This window comes from Herbaspirillum sp. FG34 (assembly GCF_057809315.1).
This window is the reverse complement of the sequence record NZ_JBMDJS010000011.1, coordinates 49,437-70,821: the sequence shown is the minus strand read 5'-3', so window position 1 is coordinate 70,821 and position 21,385 is coordinate 49,437. Positions and strand designations below refer to the sequence as shown.

Here is a 21,385-nt window from a genome sequence, read left to right as displayed (position 1 = left end):
GCAACTTTATGCAATGCCATCGATCTGTTCACACGGCAGTGCGCGCATTGCAGCCTGGCAGGCGCCGCACGCCACAGGACAATCTGCAACAAAACAAAAAGTCACCAAAACACAACAAACTGACAACAAGGACAATATGCTCAGCTTATCCCAATCTCGCCCGCGCCCGGAAAAAGAGTGTCTGCCAGTGCGCAATCGCCTGTCGCGCCGCGTGATGCTGGCCCTGTGCGGTCTGGCCGCGCCCTGGTGGCTGGCTGCGCCAGCGCAGGCCGGCATCTCGATGGTGCAGCCGCCCAAGCGTATCGACGCCAGCAAGCCACTGGAACTGACCCTGCTGGTCGCCGAGGATGAGCAGACCGAACGCACTTACCAGTTGCCCGCCACGCTGCTGGTGGCGGCCTCGGCCGACATGATTCCGCCGCAGCAGATCGCCCTGCGGCGCGTCGATGGCGAGGACAGCCTGACCCTCAAACAAGGGCAATTCCGCAAGGTACGGTATCGCGGCGAGCTGCCGCGCCGCCTGCGCGGCATGGTGCGCATCGAGCCCATCGGCATCGATGCCTCGCCGGTGCTGGTGGCGGTGGTACGTCCGGATGCCTCGCTGGGCCCCCTGCCGGAATCGCCCGACCTGATCAACACGCCGCTGGCCGATTCGACCAGCAAGGTGGCACCGGTGGCGCCCTCGGCCACGGTACTCACACCCGGCGCCAATGCCTCGCCCACCGACAGCGCCCCGGCGGCCGAAGACATCCTCTCCAACAATCGTCGGCTGTCCTTCAATGAGCCGATGTATTTCACGGTGGGCCACAACAATGGCGACACCAATGCCCGCTTCCAGCTCAGTTTCAAGTTCCGCGTGTTCGTACCGGACGATCCGCGCTCGCGCAGCCTGCTCGACAATCTCTATCTGGGCTATACGCAATTCTCGCTATGGGACCTGTCGGCGCCCTCGGCGCCCTTCCGCGATACCAGCTATCGTCCGGGCCTGTATTACTACCTGCCCGACGTGGGCATCCAGAACGGCGTCTTCAGCCGTATCGGCATCGCCACCGGCCTGGAGCACGAATCCAATGGCCGCGACGGTACCGCCTCGCGCAGCATCAACACCTATTTCGTCGAGCCGACCTTCAACTTCGGCAATCTGAACGACTATCACTTCAAGGTCGCGCCCAAGGTCTATGCCTATCTCGGCCCCACCCGCGACAATCCCGACATCGCCGACTATCGCGGCCACCTGGACCTGAAACTGGCCTATGGAAAACCCGATGGAATGGAAGTGGCGACCACGCTGCGCAAGGGCAAGCTCGGTGGCAAGTACAGCGCCGAAACCCAGCTCACCTACCCGCTCTCGCGTCTGCTGCCGGGCACCGCCGGCTACCTCATGGCCAGCTACTTCTACGGCTATGGCGAGAGCCTGCTGACCTACAACCAGAAGGACCATCCGCAACTGCGCATCGGCTATGCGCTATGGCGATGAGCCCTGCATATCGGGCCTGATGCAAAAAGGGGATGCGGCTGCATCCCCTTTTTGCTCTGCGCGACGATGGCGGACTCAGGCCACGGGTGTGCGCATGGTCACGAACTCCTCGGCCGAGGTCGGATGGATGCCGATGGTGCTGTCGAACTGCGCCTTGGTAGCGCCGCATTGCAGGGCTACCGCAAAGCCCTGGATCACTTCGCCGGCATCGCTGCCGACCATGTGGACGCCGAGTACCCGGTCGGTCCTGGAATCGACCACAAGCTTCATGAAGGTGCGTTCGGTATTGCGCGAGAGGGTGTTCTTGAGCGGCTTGAAGTCCGTTCTGAAGATTTTTACTTCACCATGCTCGCGACGCGCCTGTTCTTCGGTCAGTCCCACGGTGCCCACATTGGGATGACTGAAGACTGCTGTCGGAATGTTGCGATAGGACATGACCCGTTCGCCCTTGCCGAACAGACGCGCCACCACCACCATCGCCTCGGCCAGGGCGACCGGCGTCAGGGCCACGCGATCGATCACGTCGCCCACGGCCAGGATCGAGGCGACGCTGCTCTCGAATTGCTCATTGACCACCACGGCGCCGTTGTCCTTGAGCGTGACACCGGCCTTCTCCAGCCCCAGCCCGCGCGTATTGGGCGTGCGTCCGGTGGCAAAGAGCACGCACTCGGCGGCCAGGGTCTCGCCGTTGGTCAGGCGCACCTGCTTGACGCTGTCCTCACCCGCATGGGGTGCTTCGATGGCGGCGATGCTGGCATCGAAGACCAGGCGGATACCCTTCTTGGCCATTTCATCGGCCAGGTGGATACCCAGGTCCGCATCCATGTTGCGCAGCAGGCGTTCGCGGCGATAGACCAACGTGACCTCGGTGCCCAGACCATTCAGGATGGATGCCAGCTCCACTGCGATATAGCCACCGCCCAGCACCACCGCGCGTTTCGGCAGGCCCTTGAGGTGGAAGAAATCATCTGAGGTGATGCCCAGCTCGCTGCCCGGGATCTGCGGCTTCTCGGGATGGCCGCCGGTGGCCACCAGGATGTGGCGGGCAGTGAAGCGCTTGCCCTCGACGCTGACGGTGTGCGCATCCTCCACCGTGGCAAAGCCGCGATGCAGGCTCACGTTGGCACCGTCGAGCAGGCGCTGGTAGATATCGTTGAGATGGGCGATCTCGCGATCCTTGTTGGCAATCAGGGCCGACCAGTCGAAGGTGGGCTGGCCGTGCAAGGTCCAGCCGTAACCGGCGGCATCGGCGAAATCCTCGTGGAAATGGGCGCTGTAGGACATCAGCTTCTTGGGAATGCAGCCGACGTTGACGCAGGTGCCGCCCAGATCGCCCTTCTCGGCCAGGCCCACGCGGGCCCCGGCCTGACCGGCGAAGCGCGCCGCGCGCACGCCGCCGGAACCGCCGCCGATGGTGAAGAGGTCGTAATCGTATTGGCTCATGGTTTCTCCAGAGAGTGGCCGCAGCCCCCTGGCTACGCCCATTGTTGGTCTTTGCGTCTTTGCGTTATGCGGGCGGAAGCGCGCTTTGCAAGCCCGCACGGCGCCGGCCATCGAGCGCCCGCATCACCAGCAGCACCGGCGCCAGTCCCACCAGCACGATGGACAAGGCGGGCAGCGCCGCCTCGCCCAGACGCTCGTCGCGCGCCAGGTTGTGCGCGATCACGGCCAGGGTATCGGTATCGAAGGGCCGCAACAGCAAGGTGGCCGGCAATTCCTTGACCACATCGACGAACACCATCAGCGCCGCCACCGCCAGCGAGCGCCACAGCAACGGCATGTGCAGGCGCCAGGCAATCACCGCGCGCGAACTGCCCAGCGTGCGCGCGGCTTCGTCGAGACTGGCCGGAATGCGCGTGTAGCCGGACTCCACCGACTGCACCGCAACCGCCGTGAAGCGTACCAGATACGCGTAGATCACGCCCAGCGAGCTGGCCGTGAGCAGCACACCCAGGCCCGCCGTCGGCCACAGTGCCTGCAACCAGGCCACCGGTAGCAGGATGCCGACCGCGATGACCGAGCCGGGAATGGCATAGCCCATCCCCGCCAGCCGAGCGGTCAGCCGCAGCACCAGCCCCTGCAGGCGCGGCAGGTGCGCGCCGCGCAGCGCGAAGCACAGGCACAGCGCCAGCACGATGGCCGCCAGCGCCGCCATGCCGCCGAATCTGAAACTGTTCCACACCCAGCCGGCATAGCGGGCCAGGTCGAAGGTAGGCATGGCGGCGTCGCCGCTGCTCCACTGCCCGGCCCACAATTGCAGGAGGATCGCCACCGGCAGCACGAACCCCAGCAGCACCGGCAAGCCGCATACCGCCCAGGCCGCCAGCGTCTGCGCAGGGGACAATGGCGGCAGGCGCGCCTCGGCGCCTTCGGTGCCGCGTGCGCCGCGCGTGGCCGCAAAGCGCATGCGGCCCTGCTCGCGCCGCTCCAGCCACAGCAAGACCGACACGAAAAGCAGCAGCAGCGAAGCGTACTGGGCGGCGGCGATGCGGTCATCCAATACCACCCAGGCCTTGTAGATGCCGGTGGTGAAGGTGGTCAGGCCGAAGTAGGCCGAGACCCCGTAATCGGCCAGCGTCTCCATCAGCGCCAGCGCCGCCCCGGCCGCCAGTGCCGGACGCGCCAGCGGCAAGGCCACGCGACGGATGCGTTCGGACAGGGGCGTACCCAGCATGCGCGCGGCCTCCATCAGGTGCATGCCGCGCTCGGAGAGCGCATTGCGCGCCAGCAGGTAGGCATAGGGGTAGAGCGTGAAGACGAACATGCACACCGCCCCCGGCAAGCCGCGCACGTCCATGCGCCAGCCCGGGAACCAGCCGCGCAGCGTGCTCTGCACCGCGCCCGCGTATTGCAGGAAATCGGTATAGGCGTAAGCCGACACGTAGGCCGGCATGGCCATCGGCAAGAGCAAGGCCCAGGACAGCGCCTGCCGTCCGCGAAACTCGAACAGACTCACCGTCACCGCAGCCGCCCCACCGACGATGACCACCCCCAGCGGCACCATCAGCGCCAGCCAGCCTGAGGTGGCCAGGTAGCCGGGCAGCACGGTCTGCATCTGCTGGCGCAGATTGTCGATGCCGGCCGCATCCAGACCGAACCAGGCAGCGAGGATGCCGAAGAGCGGCAAGGCGATCAGGACAGCGAGCAAACCGATGATGTGCATAGCGAAAAGCAGCCAGAAGAAAGAATTGCCAGGAGAAGTCTGCGGTCCATGCGCTACACTGCGCACTCCGAGACAAACGCGAATTGTAACCATTTCATCGAGCCTGCCCATGTTTCTGGAAGTCGAACACGTCAGCATCCGTTATCCCCGCACTGCCCACCCTGCCGTCGAGGCCGTCTCGCTGCGCCTGCAGCCGGGCGAGCTGGGCGCGCTGATTGGCCCCTCCGGCAGCGGCAAGACCAGCCTGTTGCGCGCCGTAGCCGGGCTGGAAGCGGCGCAGTCGGGCCGCATCCGGCTCGATGGGCAGTTGCTGGAAGGCGATGGCGTACGCGTGCCGGCCGAGGCGCGGCGCATCGGGATGGTGTTCCAGGATTTCGCGCTGTTCCCGCATCTGGACGTGGCGGCCAACATCGGCTTTGGTTTGCGCGGCATGGCGCGTGCGCAGCGTGACGAGATCGTGGCGCAGATGCTGGCCCTGGTGGGCCTGCCCGAGGCCGGCCGCAAGTTCCCGCACCAGCTCTCCGGTGGCCAGCAGCAACGCATCGCGCTGGCACGCGCACTGGCCCCGCAACCGCGCCTGCTGTTGCTGGACGAACCGTTTTCCAGCCTGGACGTGGAACTGCGCGAGCGCCTGGCCCATGACGTGCGCGACATCCTCAAACGCACCGGCACCACGGCCTTGATGGTCACGCACGACCAGATGGAAGCCTTTGCGGTGGCCGATGTGGTGGGCGTGATGCGGCAGGGCCGACTGGAGCAATGGGATACGCCGTACGCCCTGTATCACCGCCCGGCCACCCGCTTTGCGGCCGATTTCATCGGGCATGGGGTCTTGCTGCGGGGGGAAGTGCAGCCTGCGGCGGGCACCGGGCCCCAGACAGACATCGAGGTCCGCACGGCAGCGGGACTATTGCGCGGCCTGGTGCCGGAGGGTGCCGTCAATGCAGAGGGAACGCAGGTCGATGTGCTGCTGCGCGCTGACGATGTGATGCACGACGACGCCTCGCCATTGCAGGCACGCGTAGTACGCAAGTCATTCCGGGGGGCGGAATTTCTCTACACCCTGGCACTGGAGAACGGCCAGCAACTGCTTTCACTGGTGCCCTCGCATCACGATCATGCGGTCGGCGAATGGATAGGGATCAGGCTGGAGGTGACGCATTTGGTGACGTTTCCCAGCATGGAATCGTCATTGGCGGCGGCACCCTCCGCAACAGCGGAGACCACCCCCGTAGCCGCAGACAGTACCGCCTGATCCACCCCGGCGGCCCTCCCCAGGGCATCCACCACCAGCCAGTCAAGCGCACGCCGCATCAGCCGCGCGCCTTCGACAGCACCACCAGCCAGCGGCGCAACAACAGGATTTCAACATGGCCAGGCTCGATGCCCGCGCTGCACTCGATCACCGGATTGACCCGGTAACGGCGCACGTAGGTATCACGGCAGATGAAGATTTCGCGGCGACCCAGGCGGATGGCCAGCGAAGACGGGGTGGACGATGCAACAGCGAAGCGAGCGTCGGAAGCAAGATCAAAGTGGGTCATGGCAGCGATTCCTCTTCTTGTCGATAGGAGGCTTCACTTTAGCACAGTACTGTATGAATACACAGTATTTTTTATACAGTACTGGTCGCGTCATGGCGAGCATACAACAGCCCCGCTGCCCTGCCCCGTACAGCCTGCCGCAATGTGGCGCTCAGGCCACACCCGCTGCCAGCCGGGCACGGACGAAGCCGATGTGCTCACGCAACACGTAGAACTGGTCGGCAAAGGCCAGCGGCATCTTCATGCGATTGACCGCCGTCTCGATCTCGTCGAGCCGCCTGAGCATCTCCGCCTGTTCCTCGGGCGACTCCCGCGACACGCCGCGCTCCAGCGCAATGAGCTCGCCATACCAGCGATAGATGCGCGAGCGCACACGCCAGCCATACAGCATCGGCACCAGGCGCACTCCCGGAATCAACAGCAGGATCACCGGCAGCACGATCACCACCGCACGGTCCACCAGGCTGGCCAGCCAGAACGGCAAGGTGCGATAAAAGAAAGTCTTGCCGGACTTGTAGTAGCGCGCGGCATCATCGCTGATCGGATATTCATGCTCCAGCGGTGCCGGGAATTCCCCCGCCTTCTGCAGCACGTTGGCCTTGCCGTGAACCTCGCGCGCAGCCGCGATGAGCAGGTCCGAGAGCGCCGGGTGCAGATCCTCCCGCGCTACCAGTTCGGCCGTGGGCGCAATGAGCTGCGTATCCCGCGCCGGCAGGTTGCGCGCCAGGTCGAACACGCCCATGGGTATCTTCAAAGTATTGAGATAACGGAAACGCCGCACATAGGCATCGGCCTGCGAGAAATCCAGCAGCCGGATACCCGGCGCACGCAAGAGCTTGCCCATGGTTGCCACCGACACCGAATCGCCCATCAGGAAAGCCGCATCGATCTTGCCGCTGGTCAGCGCCTGGGCCGCCTCATCACCGCCGATGTTCAAGAGCTGCGTACCGCCGCCGGGCTCCACGCCATTGGCCTTGAGCAGCGTCGCCGCCAGCACGCTGGAACCACTGCCCTGCCCGCCAATGGCGATGCGCTTGCCGGCCAGCTCCGACAACTGGCGCAACAGCGGCGCCGGACGACCATCCTCGCGCGGCGGCGGCGCGCGGTAATACACCGATACCGGCACATAGGAAATGCTGCCCAGCGATACCAGCGGCGCCAGCGATTCAACCGGCACCGCGCCGGCCAGGCCACCCTGCACGAACCCCACATCGACATTCTGGTCCGGATCGGCCAGGCGCTTGAGGTTGTCCAGCGACCCGCCCGTCTCAATGATGTCCAGGCGGATGCCATCGCGCGCCAGCAAAGCCTTGTAGCGCTCGGCCACGCGCCAGAAATTGCTGTCCTTGGGACCGGCGGCAATGGTGATGGAAGAGGGCGGCGCAGGCCGGATCAACCAGATCACCAGCCATGCGCCCACCAGGATCAGCAGGATGATGGGACCGAAGCTGACGGCCAGATCGCGCCAGGAGATGGCCACGAAGCGCGCCCGGATCCGGGTCGCCGAGGGCGCATAGGCGGAGAGTTTCTTGTCTTTGAGCATGCGCGCTATTCTAGCCGCGCATTCCGCCTTTGCATCGCCGCGCTTGTAACCCGATGTGAATCAATAAGTCTTGTAGGGCAGGAACTTGCCCGACAGCATCACATTGACGCGATCGCCATTGGGATCGGCCTGGCGCTGGATATCCATCTTGAAATCGATGGCACTCATGATGCCGTCGCCAAACTCCTCGTGGATCAGCTCCTTGATGGTGCTGCCATAGACATTGACGATCTCGTACCAGCGATAGATCAGCGGATCGGTCGGCACCGAAGTCGGCAGCGAACCCTTGTAGGGCACGATCTGCAACCACAGGGTCTCTTCATCAGTGAGCTCGAACATCTCCTGCGCTACGGCCGCCTGCTTGGCCGTCAAGGTCATCTGGCCCAGCATGGCAGCGGTGGTCCACTCCTTGCTCTGGCCGATGCGCTCGGCGATCTGGGCCCAGGTCAACTTCTTGCTGACCTTGGCAGTGACGATCTTCTGGGTAACCTGGTTGCGGTCCATGCTCTCTCTCCTTGTGGTGGACGAAAAATGAAAGTCGACGACACGTTGTAGTCCGCGCCATCGATTCTGACGAAACGGTGCTGCACAATGACGATATAAACGGACGAAATGGCAGCTCTGCCTGCCCTCCCCTTCAGGCGGCCGCCTGCTCCAGTCCCGGCATCACGATGCGGGTCGGCAGGCGCGCTGCACCGCCCGCCTGCGCCGCCTGGATCTGGCGCGAGCGATGCACCAGGAAATCGACCAGGTGATTGCGGATGCGATAGAACTGAGGATCGTGGTGCATGCCTTCGCGCGAACGATTCTTGGGCAGCGTATTGATGACCACCTCGGCGATGCAGGCCTGCGGGCCGTTGGACATGAGGAAGATCTTGTCGGCCAGCAGGATGGCTTCATCCACGTCATGGGTAATCATGAAGACGGTCTGGTGCGTGGCTGCGCAGATCTTGAGCAACTCGTCCTGCACCACGCCACGGGTCAAGGCATCGAGCGCGCCGAAGGGCTCATCCATCAGCAGCATCTTGGGCTCGATGGAAAAGGCACGCGCAATGCCCACGCGCTGCTTCATGCCGCCCGAGAGTTCGGAGGGCTTCTTGTGCTCAGCACCCTTCAGCCCCACCATCTCGATGAAGCGGCGCGCATGCTCCTCGGCCTGCTCGCGCGACCAGTCCGGCCAGCGCGAACGTACCGCGAACACCACGTTGCCCAGCACGCTGAACCAGGGCATGAGCGCGTGACTCTGGAACACTACACCCCGGTCCAGGCTCGGTCCCTTGACCTCGCGCCGGTCCATGATGACCACACCCTCGCTGGCCGCCTCCAGCCCGGCCAGCACATTGAGGATGGTGGTCTTGCCGCAACCCGAATGCCCGATCACGCAGACGAACTCGCCACGGTCGATGCCGAAGGACACCTGCTCGAATACCGGCGGCGCACCCGCCACATAGCGCTTGGCCAGGCCCTGCACGCTCAGGAAATTGTGGTCCATGCTGCTGCTCCCTTCATTCGACATAGGTCACCCACTTCTGCAGCCGCGCGAAGATCAGGTCCAGCACCATGCCGGTCACGCCGATGACGAGGATGGCGAAGATCACGCTGGTCAGCGAGAGGTTGTTCCATTCGTTCCAGACGAAGTAGCCGATACCGGTACCGCCTACCAGCATCTCGGCCGCCACGATCACCAGCCAGGCGATGCCCATGGAGATGCGCATGCCGGTCAGGATGGTCGGTGCCGCCGCCGGCAGGATCACCAGGAAGGCACGCCGCAACGGATTCACCTCCAGGGTCTTGGCCACGTTCAACCAGTCGCGCCGCACCGAGGCCACGCCGAAGGCGGTGTTCATCAGCATCGGCCACACCGAGCAGATGAAGATCACGAACACGCCCGACACCGAGGAATCCTTGATGGTGTAGAGCGCCAGCGGCATCCAGGCCAGCGGCGAGATCGGTTTCAAGATCTGGATGAAGGGATCGAGTGCACGCCGCATCAGCGGCGACATCCCCAGCAGGAAGCCCAGCGGCACCGCCACCACCGCCGCAATCGCAAACCCCAGTGCGACCCGCCCCAGCGAGTAGGCCAGCTGGATGCCGATGCCCTTGTCGTTGGGACCGTTGTCGTAGAAGGGATTGGCCAATTCCTTGCGCATCGTCTCGCCCATCTGCGCAAGTCCCGGGAAGCCGTCGCGCTTGGGGGCAGCGCTGCTCTTGCCCATCAGTTTGGCGTACTCATCCTGGGCGGCGCTGGCGGTACTTTCCCTGGGCAAGGTGGCCAGGTGCCACACCATCAGCAGCACCGCCAGCAACAGCACGGAAATGAGCGCGGCACGCCAGCCGAGATGCTGCGTGGGCATCATGCGCTCCTCTTGATGGCGAAGCTGTTCACGTAGGCATCGGCCTTGCTGGCGTCGAACTCCTTGCCCATGATGGCGTATTTGCGATAAGCCCCTTCCGGTACGGGCTGACCCAGTTCCTTCATGTGCTTCTTGGCCTCGGTCAACAGCAGCACCTTCTCGGTAATGGCCTTGTAGTTGACGTCGCCCTTGATGTAGCCCCAGCGCTTCATCTGGGTCAGGATCCACACGCCCATCGAATCCCACGGTACCGGGTCGAAGTCAGCCCGGCCCGGCACGTTCCTGACATTGCCCAGACCATCGGCGAAGCGACCGGTGAGCACCTGCTCCACGACCGTCTCCGGCTGGTTCAGGTAAGCCTGCGGCGAAATCACCTTGGCCACCAGCGAACGGTTGGAGGGATCACGCGCCATCGCGGCCGCCGTCAGCACGGCACGGAACAGCGCGGCAAAGGTATTGGGATTGTGCTGGATGAATTCCTCGGATGCCCCGAAGGCGCAGCAGGGGTGACCGTCCCAGATCTCATTGGAAAGGATGTGAATGAAACCGACCTCGTCATACACCGCACGCTGATTGAACGGGTCCGGACCAAGGAAGCCATCGATGTTGCCCGCCCGCAGATTGGCCACCATCTCCGGCGGCGGCGTGACGCGAATCTGCACGTCGCGATCCGGGTCCAGACCGTACTCGGCCAGGTAGTAGCGCAAGAGGAAATTGTGCATCGAGTACTCGAAGGGCACGGCAAACTTGAACCCCTTCCATTGTTTGGGATCGCGCTTGTCCTTGTGCTTGGTGTGCAGCGTGATGGCCTGGCCATTGATGTTCTGGATGGTGGCCACGCGCATCTGCGTGGCATTGCTGCCCACGCCCATGGACATGGCCATCGGCATGGGCGAGAGGAAGTGCGAGGCGTCGTGCTCCTTGTTGATCATCTTGTCGCGGATCAGCGCCCAGCCGGCCGTCTTGTTGAGCGACACGTTCAGGCCCTGCTTGCGATAGAAGCCCAGCGGATCGGCCATGATGAGCGGCGCCGCACAGGTGATGGCGATGAAGCCGATCTTGAGGTCCTTCTTTTCCAGCGCGCCATTCTTTTCCTGCGCCATGGCCTGCAGCGAGCCCAGCGGCAAGACGCTGGCAATGGCGGCGCGCGCTGCATTCTTGCCGACGGCCCGCAGGAAGTCCCGCCGCTCGGCCACGCGCGGGAAGAGCGAACGCATCAGCGCTTCTTCCACCACGTCATTGGTCAGGGTTTCCACATCGCGGCCTCGCTGGAGGCGCTGCTGCTCGGCCAGGACATCGGCCTCGTGCTGCTGCTGGCTGCCGTGGCGGCCGCAGGAACAGCCCTGCCCGGCGCGTTCGGCGTCATAGGTGTGGAACAGATTGGTCTCTGGTGCGTCTGGCATGATTCCCCCGTTTGGTGAGTGTCAGGTTGCTGCTTTCACCTGCACTACCTGCAAAGGATTTGCCAGCCCGCTGCATTACGTCATGGACTCACGACATCTTGTAGTGCTGCCACTACAAGCAGCGTCGATCACCTCGTCAGAATGACGAAAACGCGCTGCAAAATGACGACACCAGGAGAGAAATGCTCACACCGGCAGCAACTGGTGCCGCACGGCATACATGGCGATGCCCACATCATTGGAAGCGCCGGTCTTCTCCAGGATGCGGCTGCGGTAAGTGCTCACCGTATTGGGGCTCAGCTCCAGCTGGTCGGCGATTTCCTTGACGCTGCGCCCGGCGGCGATCAACTGGAAGACCTGGTATTCGCGGTGCGACAGGCTCTCATGCGCGGCACGCTGCGGGGCCGTGGCGCGCTGGGCCAGGCCGGAAGCCAGCGTCTCGGCCATCTGCGCGCTCACGTAAAGGCCACCGCCAGCGGCCTTGCGGATGGCTTCCACCAGTTGCTCGGGGTCAGTACTCTTGTTGAGATAACCCGCTGCGCCCAGCTTGTAGCAGCGGGCCGCGTATTGTTTCTCGGGATAGGTGGACAGCATCAGCACCGGCAGGCGCGGCATCTCCTGCTTGATCTGGCGCAGCACGTCCAGCCCGTCCTGCTGGGGGATGGCGATGTCCAGCAGCACCAGGTCGATCGCCTCGACCCGCGCACTGTGCAGCACCTCGGGGCCGCTGGCGCATTCGGCCGCAACCTCGATGTCGGGCGTATCGGCCAGGATCTGCTTCAAGCCCTCGCGCACGATGCGATGGTCGTCGCAGAGCAGGATGCGGATGTTGTCGCCGGGGCGGCTCACGAGGCCTCCCGGCTGGCGTGATGGGGCAGGCGCAGGCAGACCAGCGTCCCCGGCCTGCCGTGCTCTGGTGCAAAACGCGCACCAGCAATGCTCAGTGCGCCACCGAAGTGCAAGGCGCGCTCGCGCATGCCCATCACGCCATAGGAGGTGGCGGCTTCCTGGGCGGCGTGCGGGGTGCCGATGCCATCGTCTTCCACCTCCATGCGCAGTTCTGCTGCGCTCAGGTGGACCGCAATGCGCACCTGCGTGGCCTGCGCGTGGCGCGCCACGTTGGAGAGCATTTCCTGGAAGATGCGAAATGCCGCCGTGGCCTTGGCGCCATCCGGCATGAAGGCTTCCGGCGCGATATCGAACTCGACCTCGCAGGGCAATTCGGTGGCTTCGGAGAATTCCTGCACCTGCCATTCCAGCGCGGCCATCAGGCCCTGGTGATCGAGGATACTGGGGCGCAGGTCGGTGATGATGCGTCCGACGTTGTCCACGGCAGTTTCGATCAGGCGGCTCATGGCCTCGCACTTGCGCGCCACCGGATCGAGATGGCTGACGCGCTTGGCCATCCAGTTCACGTCCAGTTTCAGGGCCACCAGAAGGCTGCCCAGTTCGTCGTGGATCTCGCGGGCAATCCGGGTGCGCTCGTCCTCGCGTACCGAGTGCGCATGCGCCGACAATTGCCGCACCTGACGCAGCGCCGCCGACAGCTCGCGGGTACGCTCGGCCACGCGCACCTCCAGTTCGGCCTTGGCGCGCTGCAACTGTTCCTCGGCCTGGCGTCGCTTGGAGATATCGCTGAAGGCGATCACGGCCCCGCGCACCTGGCCGGCATCGATGATCTGGTAGGAGGAATATTCGGTGGCAAAGCAGCTGCCATCGGCGCGCCAGAACACTTCCTGGTCGACCCGGCAGGACTGGCCCTTGCGGAAGGCCTTCAGGATCGGGCACTCGGCCTCGGGATAATGGCCACCGTGCTCATGGCTGTGATGCACCAGCTCGTGCATGTTGCGCCCCAGCACCTCGACCGGCGCATAGCCCAGCATGGCCGCACCGGCGCGGTTGATGAAGGTGCAGCGCCCCTCCAGGTCGATACCGTAGATGCCCTCGCCGGTGGAGTCCAGCAGCAGCGCCAGCTTGTCACGCAACAGGCCGCCCGGCGGGGACAGGGCCGCCGAGGCGAGAACGGGCAGGAAGGAATCGGCTTGCATGATCCTTCCCGCCCGCAAGAGCCATGCCAGAAATTCCCTGGCGCGGGGCAGCGCAGGACGCTTGCGGCTAGGGCATGTACTGGCCGCCGTTGACGTCGATGATCTGCCCGGTGACATAGCCCGACATCTGGTCCGACGCCAGGTAGAGGAAGGCACCGCTGCATTCGTCGGGCTCACCGATACGACCCATGGGGATGGTCTTGCGGAAGCCCTCCAGCTGTTCCGGCGTGGTGAAGCGTTCCTGGAACGGCGTCATGATCACGCCCGGCGCCACCGCATTGACGCGGATCTTGTCGGCCAGCAATTCCTTGGCCATGCCTCGCGTGATGGTGCTGACGAAGCCCTTGGAGGCCGCATAGATCAGGGCACCGGGGCCACCGCCATGGCGTGCCGCCACCGAGGTCACGTTGATGATGTTGCCGCCGCCCTGAGCGCGCATGACCGGAATGACCGCCCGCGTGAAGGCCACCACCGAACGGGCGTTGATGTTGATGATCTCGTCGAAGAGTTCATCGGTGACCATCTCCAGCGGTGCGCGCTTGACCAGCGCACCGGCGTTGTTGATGAGCACGTCGATGCGGCCCATCTGTTCCACGGCCTTGGTGATGGCGGCGTTGATGGCTGCCGTATCGCGCACATCCGCGCCGATGGTGACGGCCTTGCTGCCGGCGGCGCGCACTTCTGCGGCCACGGCCTCGGCCTCTTCCTTCGAACTGTTGTAGTGGACTACCACGTGCGCGCCACGTGCCGCGAAGGCGCGTGCGGCGGCCGCGCCGATACCGGTGCTCGCACCGCTGATGAAGACGACTTTACCTGCCAGATCCAGCATGCTGTTCTCCTGCAATCGATTGATAAAGGATAGATCCTGCCTGTCCGGCTTGTAGAACGGAGTTCATCAACAGGCGGCCCTGCGCGCCTTGCCGGTATCGCTTCTTGTGAGGGGCGCCGCAGGCGATGCTGCGGCTGTGCTGCCACGCCGCCGTTGTGGAATGCTGCGGGACCAGCCCGGCAGCAACGGCGGCGCTTCCTGCGTTGGATCGTACGGATAGACTCAGTCGTGGACCGATTCGTTCTGGCTGCGTCCGGCGCTGCGATAGGCATCGCGCACACGCAGCAAATGGTTGCGCATGGCCTCGGAGGCCTTGTGCGGATTGCGTGCCTTCAGGGCGTCCAGGATGTCGCGATGGTCCTGCAGGCTGCGTTCCAGCGTGGAGGGGATGCGCGAGGTGATGGAGCGGCTCTTCTTGCCCAGCATGTAGAGACTGCCGGCGACGCTTTGCAGGAAGGGATTGTTGCAGGCCTCGATGATGGCCTCGTGGAATTCCACATCCGCTGCCGAGAAGGCGGCCGGGTCCGACAGCAGCCGTGCTTCATCCTCGACATTGCGCGCCAGGCGCGCCAGTTCGGCGTCATCGATGTGGGTGGCAGCCAGTGCGGCCACGCCGGTCTCGATGATGAGACGGGCGTCGAACAGGGCTTCCAGCGTACCGGGGTTGAGATCGATGATCATCTCCAGCGGCTCCAGCAGCTCGCGCGTTTCCAGCGAACTGACGAAGGTACCCTCGCCCTGGCGGATGCGCAGCAGGCCCAACAGCGCCAGCCCGCGAATGGCCTCGCGCACGGCGGGCCGGCCCACGCCCAGCATGGCCGCCAGCTCGCGCTCGGGCGGCAGTTGCTGGTCGGGCTTGAGCAGGCCGCTGCGGATCATGGTCAGCAGCCGCTGGGCTACCTGCTCGGAAATGGATTTCTGGACGATGGGGTCGAAGGACATGCTCTCTGGGTATTTGCCTGTAGGGTGAATCGCTGCCGTCGCGGCAGTGCCGGCCTGGCCTGCCATCCCGGCGATTGCGGGCGACAAAAGGTAAGACCAATCGGGGGTGAGGATAGGTATGGGGGAGGATTGTGTCAAGCGGCGGGAAAATTGGTGCGGTGCGCAAGAAAATCCGGCATGGCTCGCCGTTTCCGAACAAGCGCATTGGCCTCCGGGCATCTGGTAGGCTAAGCAGCACGTTGCGCCAAGCCATCCACTTCACCGCCGAGCACTCATGAACCTGCGTTTCGTCGAGGCCTTCCACTGGGCCGCCTCGCTCAAGAGCATCACACGCGCCGCTGAAAAGCTCCACATCACGCAATCGACCATGTCCAGCCGCATCGCCTCGCTGGAAGAAGAGCTGGGCGTGGTCCTGCTGGACCGCCGCGAGAAACAGTTCCGCCTCACCGTGGCCGGCCAGCGCTTCCAGCGGCTGGCCGTGAAACTGCTCGACATGCAGCGCCAGATCCGCCAGGAACTCGGCGGCAACAGCGCCGGCCCGCTGCTGCTGCGCATCGGCAGCATCGAGTCGGTGGTGCACAGCTGGCTGCCCGCCTGGCTGCAGGAAATCCGCAGCCGCTATCCCGATTTCGCGCTGGAACTTACCGTGGAAACCTCGCCGGTGCTGACCGAGCAAATCCGCCGTGGCGCCCAGGACCTGGTCTTCACCTCGATCGCGGGCAGCGATACCGCCGTGCGCTCGCGCCTGATGACGCCGATGGACATGGTCTTCGTCGGCCATCGCGAACGCTTCGGCACACGTTCTCACACGCTGGAAGAACTGGCTGCACACGACCTCATCACCTTCCAGCGCGGCTCGCAACCGCATCAGGGATTGCTGCAGCTGTGCCAGGAATGGGGCGTGATCGAACCGCGCGTGCATGCCATCTCTTCCATCTCCGCGATGGTGCAGCTGGTCGAAGGCGGCTTTGGTGTAGCCACCCTGCCGCGCGCCTCGGTACGCGAACTGACGCGACGCTTGCCACTGCGCATCCTGCGTTGCCAAGCGCAACTACCCGCTCTGCAAATCCACGCAAGCTATCGCGAAGACCCCAGTTCCAGCCTGGCCGAACTGGTGCTCGATTCGGCATTGGAGCATGCACGCCGCACCCAAGGCAAAGGCCGCACCACAGAAAAATGAGCCACTGGCACGGAAATCGCTAAAGTGAAATTTCCGTTGTCCTCATCGAAAAAATCGATAACAAAAGATATAAATTTTTTGTTGGACGCTGTCCCGGCAGGCTCCTAACATCGGCTCCATTCCAAGAAGGAGACCGCCATGCCAGAGACTGCCACCGCCTTGCCCGCCCTACCGATTCATCCCGCCGCAGCGTCTGCGCTGTCGGCTTCCTCCAGCGCGCTCGATGTTCGGCTGGCCGCCCGCTGCGGCGTATTCACCGGCCACACCAGCGGCGTGGCCAGTGCGCACGTGCAGGTCAACCTGGCGATCCTGCCGGCGGCGCTGGCCGATGATTTTCTCGCCTTCTGCGAACGCAATCCCATTCCCTGTCCCTTGCTGGCGGTATCCAAGCCGGGCTCGCCCGCCCTGCCCGCGCTGGGCCTGGACCTGGACGTACGCAGCGACGTGCCGCGCTATCACCTGTGGCGCTACGGCGAACGCGTGGCCGAGGTGAACGACCTGCGCGCGGTGTGGCGCGACGACCTGGTGACCTTTGCGCTGGGCTGTTCCTTCTCCTTCGAGCATGCCCTGCTGGCCGCCGGCATCCCGCTGCGCCATGTGAGCGAGGGCCGCAACGTGGCCATGTACCGCACCAATATTCCCACGCAGCCGGTGGGCGTGTTCCAGGGACCGACGGTGGTCTCGATGCGACCGCTCAAGGCCGCCGATGCCATCCGCGCCATCCAGATCACCGCACGCACGCCGCAGGTACATGGCGCACCGATCCACATCGGCGACCCGGCCCTGATCGGCATTGCCGATATCGGCCAACCCGACTATGGCGAAGCGGTGGACATCCATGCCGATGAGCTGCCGGTGTTCTGGGCCTGCGGCGTCACGCCGCAAGCTGCCATCGTCGCGGCCCGGCCCGAATTCTGCATCACCCATGCGCCCGGCTACATGCTGGTGACCGACAAGCTCAACAGCGAACTGCTGCTCGGAGCACAAGCTTAGCGTCTGCAAGCGCCCTACCGTTTTTTCATCGACGACCGCATGCTTGCTGTATGCGACCGGCGATGCCGCACGTCAGTGATTTACATACTTTGATTACGGGGATCATCATGTGGCTGCAAGAAACAACGACATCCGAGCGTCGCACGCTCACGGCGACCTTCACCGGTTATGCGGTGGATGGTTTTGATTACATGATCTACACCTTCCTCATCCCCACGCTGCTGGCAGCGTGGGGCATGAGCAAAGCCGAAGCGGGCTACATCGCCACCGGTGCCCTGCTGACCTCGGCCATCGGCGGCTGGGCGGCCGGGGTCCTGGCCGACCGCTATGGCCGGGTGCGTGTGCTGCAATGGACGGTGCTGTGGTTTGCGCTGTTCACCTTCCTCTCGGGCTTTACCACTTCCTTCGGCGAACTGTTCTTTACCCGTGCGATGCAAGGCTTCGGCATGGGCGGCGAATGGGCCGTGGGCTCGGTGCTGATTGCCGAGACCATCTCGGCGCGCCATCGCGGCAAGGCTTCTGGCCTGGTGCAGAGCAGCTGGGCGGTGGGCTGGGCGGCTTCGGCGCTGGCGTTCTGGGGCGTCTACGCAGTGCTGCCGCCGGAGACGGCTTGGAAAGTGCTGTTCTGGATCGGCGTGCTGCCGGCCCTGCTGACGCTCTACATCCGCCGCACCATCAGCGAACCCGCCGTGTTTCTGGCTACCCAGGCGCGACTGCGCGAGAGCGGCCAGCGTGGCAACTTCCTGCGCATCTTCCATCCTGACCTGCTGCGCACGACGCTGCTGGCGAGCCTGCTGGCCACCGGCATGCAGGGGGCGTATTACTCGGTGACCACCTGGCTGCCGACCTTCCTGAAGACCGAGCGCCATCTCTCGGTGCTGGGCACCAGTACCTACCTGCTGGTGCTGATCGGTGGGTCCTTCTGCGGCTACCTCACCTCGGCGTGGCTGTCGGACACCATCGGCCGCCGCCGCTGCTTCATGCTGTTTGCGACCATGGGGATCGTGCTGGTACTGAGCTATACGCAACTGGTGATCACGGATGCGTGGATGCTGGCGCTGGGTTTCGTGCTGGGATTTTTCCTGTCGGGGATTTTCTCGGGGATGGGCGCTTATCTCTCGGAGCTGTTCCCTGGCGATGTGCGCGGATCAGGTCAGGGCTTCTGCTACAACTTCGGTCGTGCCGTCGGGGCGATCTGCCCGGCGCTGGTGGGTTATCTCAGCAACAGCCTGCCGCTCGGGCAGACCATCGGGTGGATCGCGGCGGGATGTTATGGGCTGGTGATCGTGGCTTGCCTGATCTTGCCGGAGACCCGGGGCAAGGAGCTGGAGGCGGTGGTGGCGGCGTCGTGAACTGAGAACAACGCAGGCGCGGAAGAGACTGACACTGTTTGGAAACAGGCGCAAATTATTTGCGCCAGAATTGAACGCTTTCCAAGATGGCTTTTGTCCAATTCCAGACATGCACGAACTGGACAGTGAACGACTCGTTATCTATCGGCGCGAACCAAGCCATGACTGATGGCAAAGTTTTCGATTCGCGTCGCCAGATTGCCTGCGTCTCCCCAGAACTTCTTGTCGAGTTGGTCCAGACGGCGCTGTAGTGCGTCGCTGTCGACCGCCACTTGTATTCTTCGCCTGATACCTGTTTCGCCGGGGACGTCCGCAAGTCCGAAAATCATCTTCTTTGCTTTTTCAAGCAACAGCAGACTGGTCGTGGCACCCATCGCTTTCAAGCCATCAACAGCATCAGAATACGTCGAGCCTGAACTGTTATAAAAATACTGATCGAAGCCACCGTTGTGGACTTCGCCAGATAGGCAATTAACCGCCCAATATTGTCGTTCCACATTGGACAAGCCCGCTATCCCCGCATCAGACTTGTAAACCTTGTTCACAAGCTCCAGCCAATAAAGTCGAAATGGATCCGTATCTTCAAGCTCACACAGTCTCTTCATCGCGACTTTCGCGGCTTCAATTTCCGCGCGCGTTCCCAACTTGCAGGGCATGCAAAGCCCGCCCGTTCGTGCCGCAGTGTCGGGCATGATCAAAGTCGAGCATGTAGAACATGGAATCTTCATTTCAGGATGCTGATTTAATGGACTAGGGCCTGTTCACATTAAATCTGCGAGTGATTTAATGTGAACAGGCCCTAGAACCCATTTCATAAATAGGCGTGAGATGCGTTCTAGAAAAGACATCGGCACAAGTGCGCATCTGGCCGAAAGTGGACATCCATTTTCGGAGCAATGGCATTGGCTCGCAAGCTGTCACGAAAGGCAAGAACTGCTTCGTCCGCAACGCATCTTCATGTTGAACCAAACACTTGCAAATGTCATGCGGCATTGGCATCAGCAAACCAGGAAGAATTCGGTTGATTGGCGAACTGAGCAAGCACGCTCAGTTCGCCCCGATAATGCAGATAAAGAGCAAGCAGTTCCTTAATACTCGGAGCGGATATCCTTTGGGAACAAAGGAGGATATGCAGTCCCCTACCATAAGGCCGATGAAGGCCACCTCGGGCGCGCAGGCGCTGGCGGGTACGCTCAATGTGCGGCAGCCAATGGCGAGATCGCGCTGCTGGCGTTGGTGGTGGCAGCAGTGGTGGCGATGTGTCGCCAGTGCGCCCAGCAAATTAAAAACGATATAAAACATTTACCAAACCATCACGCCGCCTGCCGGCCCCGCGCCGCTGTGGCAACGAAACCGCACACGGCTTCAGTCACCTGCACCGTAGTCGCCTTGCCGCCCAGGTCGCCTGTATGCAGCGCCGGATCGGCCGTGACCGCTTCAATGGCCTGCATCACCTGCGCCGCCGCATCGTGCTCGCCCAGGTGTTCCAGCAGCATCATCACCGACCAGAAAGTGCCGACCGGATTGGCCAGGCCCTTACCCATGATGTCGAAGGCCGAGCCGTGGATGGGTTCGAACATGGACGGATAGCGGCGCTCCGGATCAATGTTGCCGGTGGGCGCAATGCCCAGGCTGCCCGCCAGCGCAGCGGCCAGGTCGGAAAGAATGTCGGCATGCAGGTTGGTGGCCACGATGGTGTCCAGTGTGGCCGGACGGTTGACCATGCGCGCGGTGGCGGCGTCGACCAGTTCCTTGTCCCACTTCACGTCCGGGAATTCCTTGGCAACCTGCACCGCGATCTCGTCCCACATCACCATCGCATGGCGCTGGGCATTGCTCTTGGTGACGACCGTCAACAACTTGCGCGGACGCGACTGCGCCAGCCTGAAAGCAAAGCGCATGATGCGCTCGACTCCGGCGCGGGTCATCATCGAGACATCGGTAGCCGCTTCAATGGGATGCCCCTGGTGCACGCGGCCACCGACGCCGGCATATTCCCCTTCGGAGTTCTCGCGCACGATGACCCAGTTCAGGTCTTCGGCGCGACAGCGCTTGAGCGGCGCGTCGATGCCCGGCAGGATGCGCGTGGGCCGTACGTTGGCGTACTGGTCGAAGCCCTGGCAGATCTTCAGGCGCAGGCCCCACAGGGTCACGTGGTCCGGAATGTGTGGATCCCCGGCCGAGCCGAACAGGATGGCGTCCTTGTCGCGCAGGGCATCGAGGCCATCGGCGGGCATCATCACGCCGTGCTGGCGGTAGTAGTCGCCACCCCAGCCGAAGTCCTCGAAGTCGAAGGCGAGGTCGGCACGGGCGGCGGCCAGGGCTTGCAGCAACTGGCGGCCCGCAGGAATGACTTCCTTGCCGATGCCGTCGCCGGGAATGGTTGCGATGCGATAGGTCTTCATGTCTCCAGCCTTTCTTGATGAGATGCCGTGTGGGGTCTCGCAAAATGACGGCATGCGCCGCGTCTTTGCATGCAGGCTACTTTACCCATACTGAAAGGATAGGAACCGGTGCTAGACTTAAAGCATTCTTAACCTGGATTCAACAATCCATT

At 63.5% G+C, this 21,385-nt stretch carries 19 protein-coding genes; 5 read left to right on the top strand and 14 right to left on the bottom strand.

Annotation, left to right across the window (positions count from 1 at the left end):
* The first annotated feature begins 214 nt into the window (after positions 1-214).
* Positions 215-1,477, top strand: coding sequence for a phospholipase A (locus ACODSZ_RS14915; RefSeq protein WP_488927948.1), 1,263 nt, complete (start codon positions 215-217; stop codon positions 1,475-1,477).
* Between the two features lie 75 nt (positions 1,478-1,552).
* Here the strand turns inward: ACODSZ_RS14915 and gorA are convergent, their stop codons facing one another.
* Both gorA and ACODSZ_RS14905 read right to left on the bottom strand, forming a co-directional pair.
* Positions 1,553-2,920, bottom strand: coding sequence for a glutathione-disulfide reductase (gene gorA, locus ACODSZ_RS14910; RefSeq protein WP_175343385.1), 1,368 nt, complete (start codon positions 2,918-2,920; stop codon positions 1,553-1,555).
* A gap of 64 nt (positions 2,921-2,984) precedes the next feature.
* Positions 2,985-4,640, bottom strand: coding sequence for an ABC transporter permease (locus ACODSZ_RS14905; RefSeq protein WP_488927910.1), 1,656 nt, complete (start codon positions 4,638-4,640; stop codon positions 2,985-2,987).
* Positions 4,641-4,749: 109 nt separating this feature from the next.
* Between ACODSZ_RS14905 and ACODSZ_RS14900 the strand changes: the two genes are divergently transcribed.
* Complete coding sequence (locus ACODSZ_RS14900; protein WP_488927909.1) at positions 4,750-5,895, top strand: ABC transporter ATP-binding protein; 1,146 nt, start codon at positions 4,750-4,752, stop codon at positions 5,893-5,895.
* Positions 5,896-5,953: 58 nt separating this feature from the next.
* Here the strand turns inward: ACODSZ_RS14900 and ACODSZ_RS14895 are convergent, their stop codons facing one another.
* The 10 genes from ACODSZ_RS14895 to ACODSZ_RS14850 form a co-directional block, all read right to left on the bottom strand.
* Positions 5,954-6,184: a hypothetical protein gene (locus tag ACODSZ_RS14895; RefSeq protein ID WP_008330905.1), complete on the bottom strand. Its 231-nt coding sequence runs from the start codon at positions 6,182-6,184 to the stop codon at positions 5,954-5,956.
* Positions 6,185-6,335: 151 nt separating this feature from the next.
* Entirely contained in the window at positions 6,336-7,727 is a 1,392-nt protein-coding gene (locus ACODSZ_RS14890) for a TAXI family TRAP transporter solute-binding subunit (RefSeq protein ID WP_488927908.1), read from the bottom strand.
* A gap of 60 nt (positions 7,728-7,787) precedes the next feature.
* Positions 7,788-8,231, bottom strand: a complete 444-nt coding sequence (gene cynS / locus ACODSZ_RS14885; RefSeq protein WP_008330908.1) for a cyanase — start codon at positions 8,229-8,231, stop codon at positions 7,788-7,790.
* A 133-nt stretch (positions 8,232-8,364) separates the two neighbouring features.
* Positions 8,365-9,219, bottom strand: coding sequence for an ABC transporter ATP-binding protein (locus tag ACODSZ_RS14880; RefSeq protein WP_488927907.1), 855 nt, complete (start codon positions 9,217-9,219; stop codon positions 8,365-8,367).
* 13 nt (positions 9,220-9,232) lie between these two features.
* Positions 9,233-10,084 (bottom strand): nitrate ABC transporter permease, encoded by an 852-nt coding sequence (gene ntrB, locus ACODSZ_RS14875; protein ID WP_034350789.1) that lies wholly within the window; start codon positions 10,082-10,084, stop codon positions 9,233-9,235.
* Positions 10,081-11,484 carry a CmpA/NrtA family ABC transporter substrate-binding protein gene (locus ACODSZ_RS14870; protein WP_488927906.1) on the bottom strand — a complete coding sequence of 468 codons (1,404 nt, stop codon included), beginning with the start codon at positions 11,482-11,484 and terminating at the stop codon, positions 10,081-10,083. Before ACODSZ_RS14870 ends, ntrB begins: the two co-directional genes overlap by 4 nt.
* A 186-nt stretch (positions 11,485-11,670) precedes the next feature.
* The gene (locus tag ACODSZ_RS14865; protein WP_121045044.1) at positions 11,671-12,333 is read right to left on the bottom strand and encodes a response regulator; all 663 of its coding nucleotides are present in this window, start codon (positions 12,331-12,333) and stop codon (positions 11,671-11,673) included.
* Entirely contained in the window at positions 12,330-13,532 is a 1,203-nt protein-coding gene (locus ACODSZ_RS14860; protein WP_488927905.1) for a sensor histidine kinase, read from the bottom strand. The genes ACODSZ_RS14865 and ACODSZ_RS14860 overlap by 4 nt, the downstream gene beginning before the upstream one ends.
* Positions 13,533-13,599: 67 nt before the next feature.
* The gene (locus tag ACODSZ_RS14855; RefSeq protein ID WP_488927904.1) at positions 13,600-14,361 is read right to left on the bottom strand and encodes an SDR family NAD(P)-dependent oxidoreductase; all 762 of its coding nucleotides are present in this window, start codon (positions 14,359-14,361) and stop codon (positions 13,600-13,602) included.
* Positions 14,362-14,583: 222 nt separating this feature from the next.
* Positions 14,584-15,303: a FadR/GntR family transcriptional regulator gene (locus ACODSZ_RS14850; protein ID WP_008330920.1), complete on the bottom strand. Its 720-nt coding sequence runs from the start codon at positions 15,301-15,303 to the stop codon at positions 14,584-14,586.
* Between the two features lie 274 nt (positions 15,304-15,577).
* Here ACODSZ_RS14850 and ACODSZ_RS14845 point away from each other — a divergent pair, with 274 nt between their 5' ends.
* The 3 genes from ACODSZ_RS14845 to ACODSZ_RS14835 all read left to right on the top strand — a co-directional run bounded on the left by ACODSZ_RS14845 (position 15,578) and on the right by ACODSZ_RS14835 (position 18,828).
* Positions 15,578-16,483 (top strand): LysR family transcriptional regulator, encoded by a 906-nt coding sequence (locus tag ACODSZ_RS14845; protein WP_488927903.1) that lies wholly within the window; start codon positions 15,578-15,580, stop codon positions 16,481-16,483.
* Between the two features lie 138 nt (positions 16,484-16,621).
* Positions 16,622-17,476, top strand: a complete 855-nt coding sequence (locus tag ACODSZ_RS14840) for a putative hydro-lyase (protein ID WP_488927902.1) — start codon at positions 16,622-16,624, stop codon at positions 17,474-17,476.
* Between the two features lie 107 nt (positions 17,477-17,583).
* Positions 17,584-18,828, top strand: coding sequence for an MFS transporter (locus ACODSZ_RS14835; RefSeq protein ID WP_008330930.1), 1,245 nt, complete (start codon positions 17,584-17,586; stop codon positions 18,826-18,828).
* Positions 18,829-18,965: 137 nt separating this feature from the next.
* Here the strand turns inward: ACODSZ_RS14835 and ACODSZ_RS14830 are convergent, their stop codons facing one another.
* Entirely contained in the window at positions 18,966-19,520 is a 555-nt protein-coding gene (locus ACODSZ_RS14830; RefSeq protein ID WP_175343373.1) for a DMP19 family protein, read from the bottom strand.
* Positions 19,521-20,141: 621 nt separating this feature from the next.
* Complete coding sequence (locus tag ACODSZ_RS14825) at positions 20,142-21,233, bottom strand: tartrate dehydrogenase (RefSeq protein ID WP_488927901.1); 1,092 nt, start codon at positions 21,231-21,233, stop codon at positions 20,142-20,144.
* Positions 21,234-21,385: the final 152 nt, after the last annotated feature.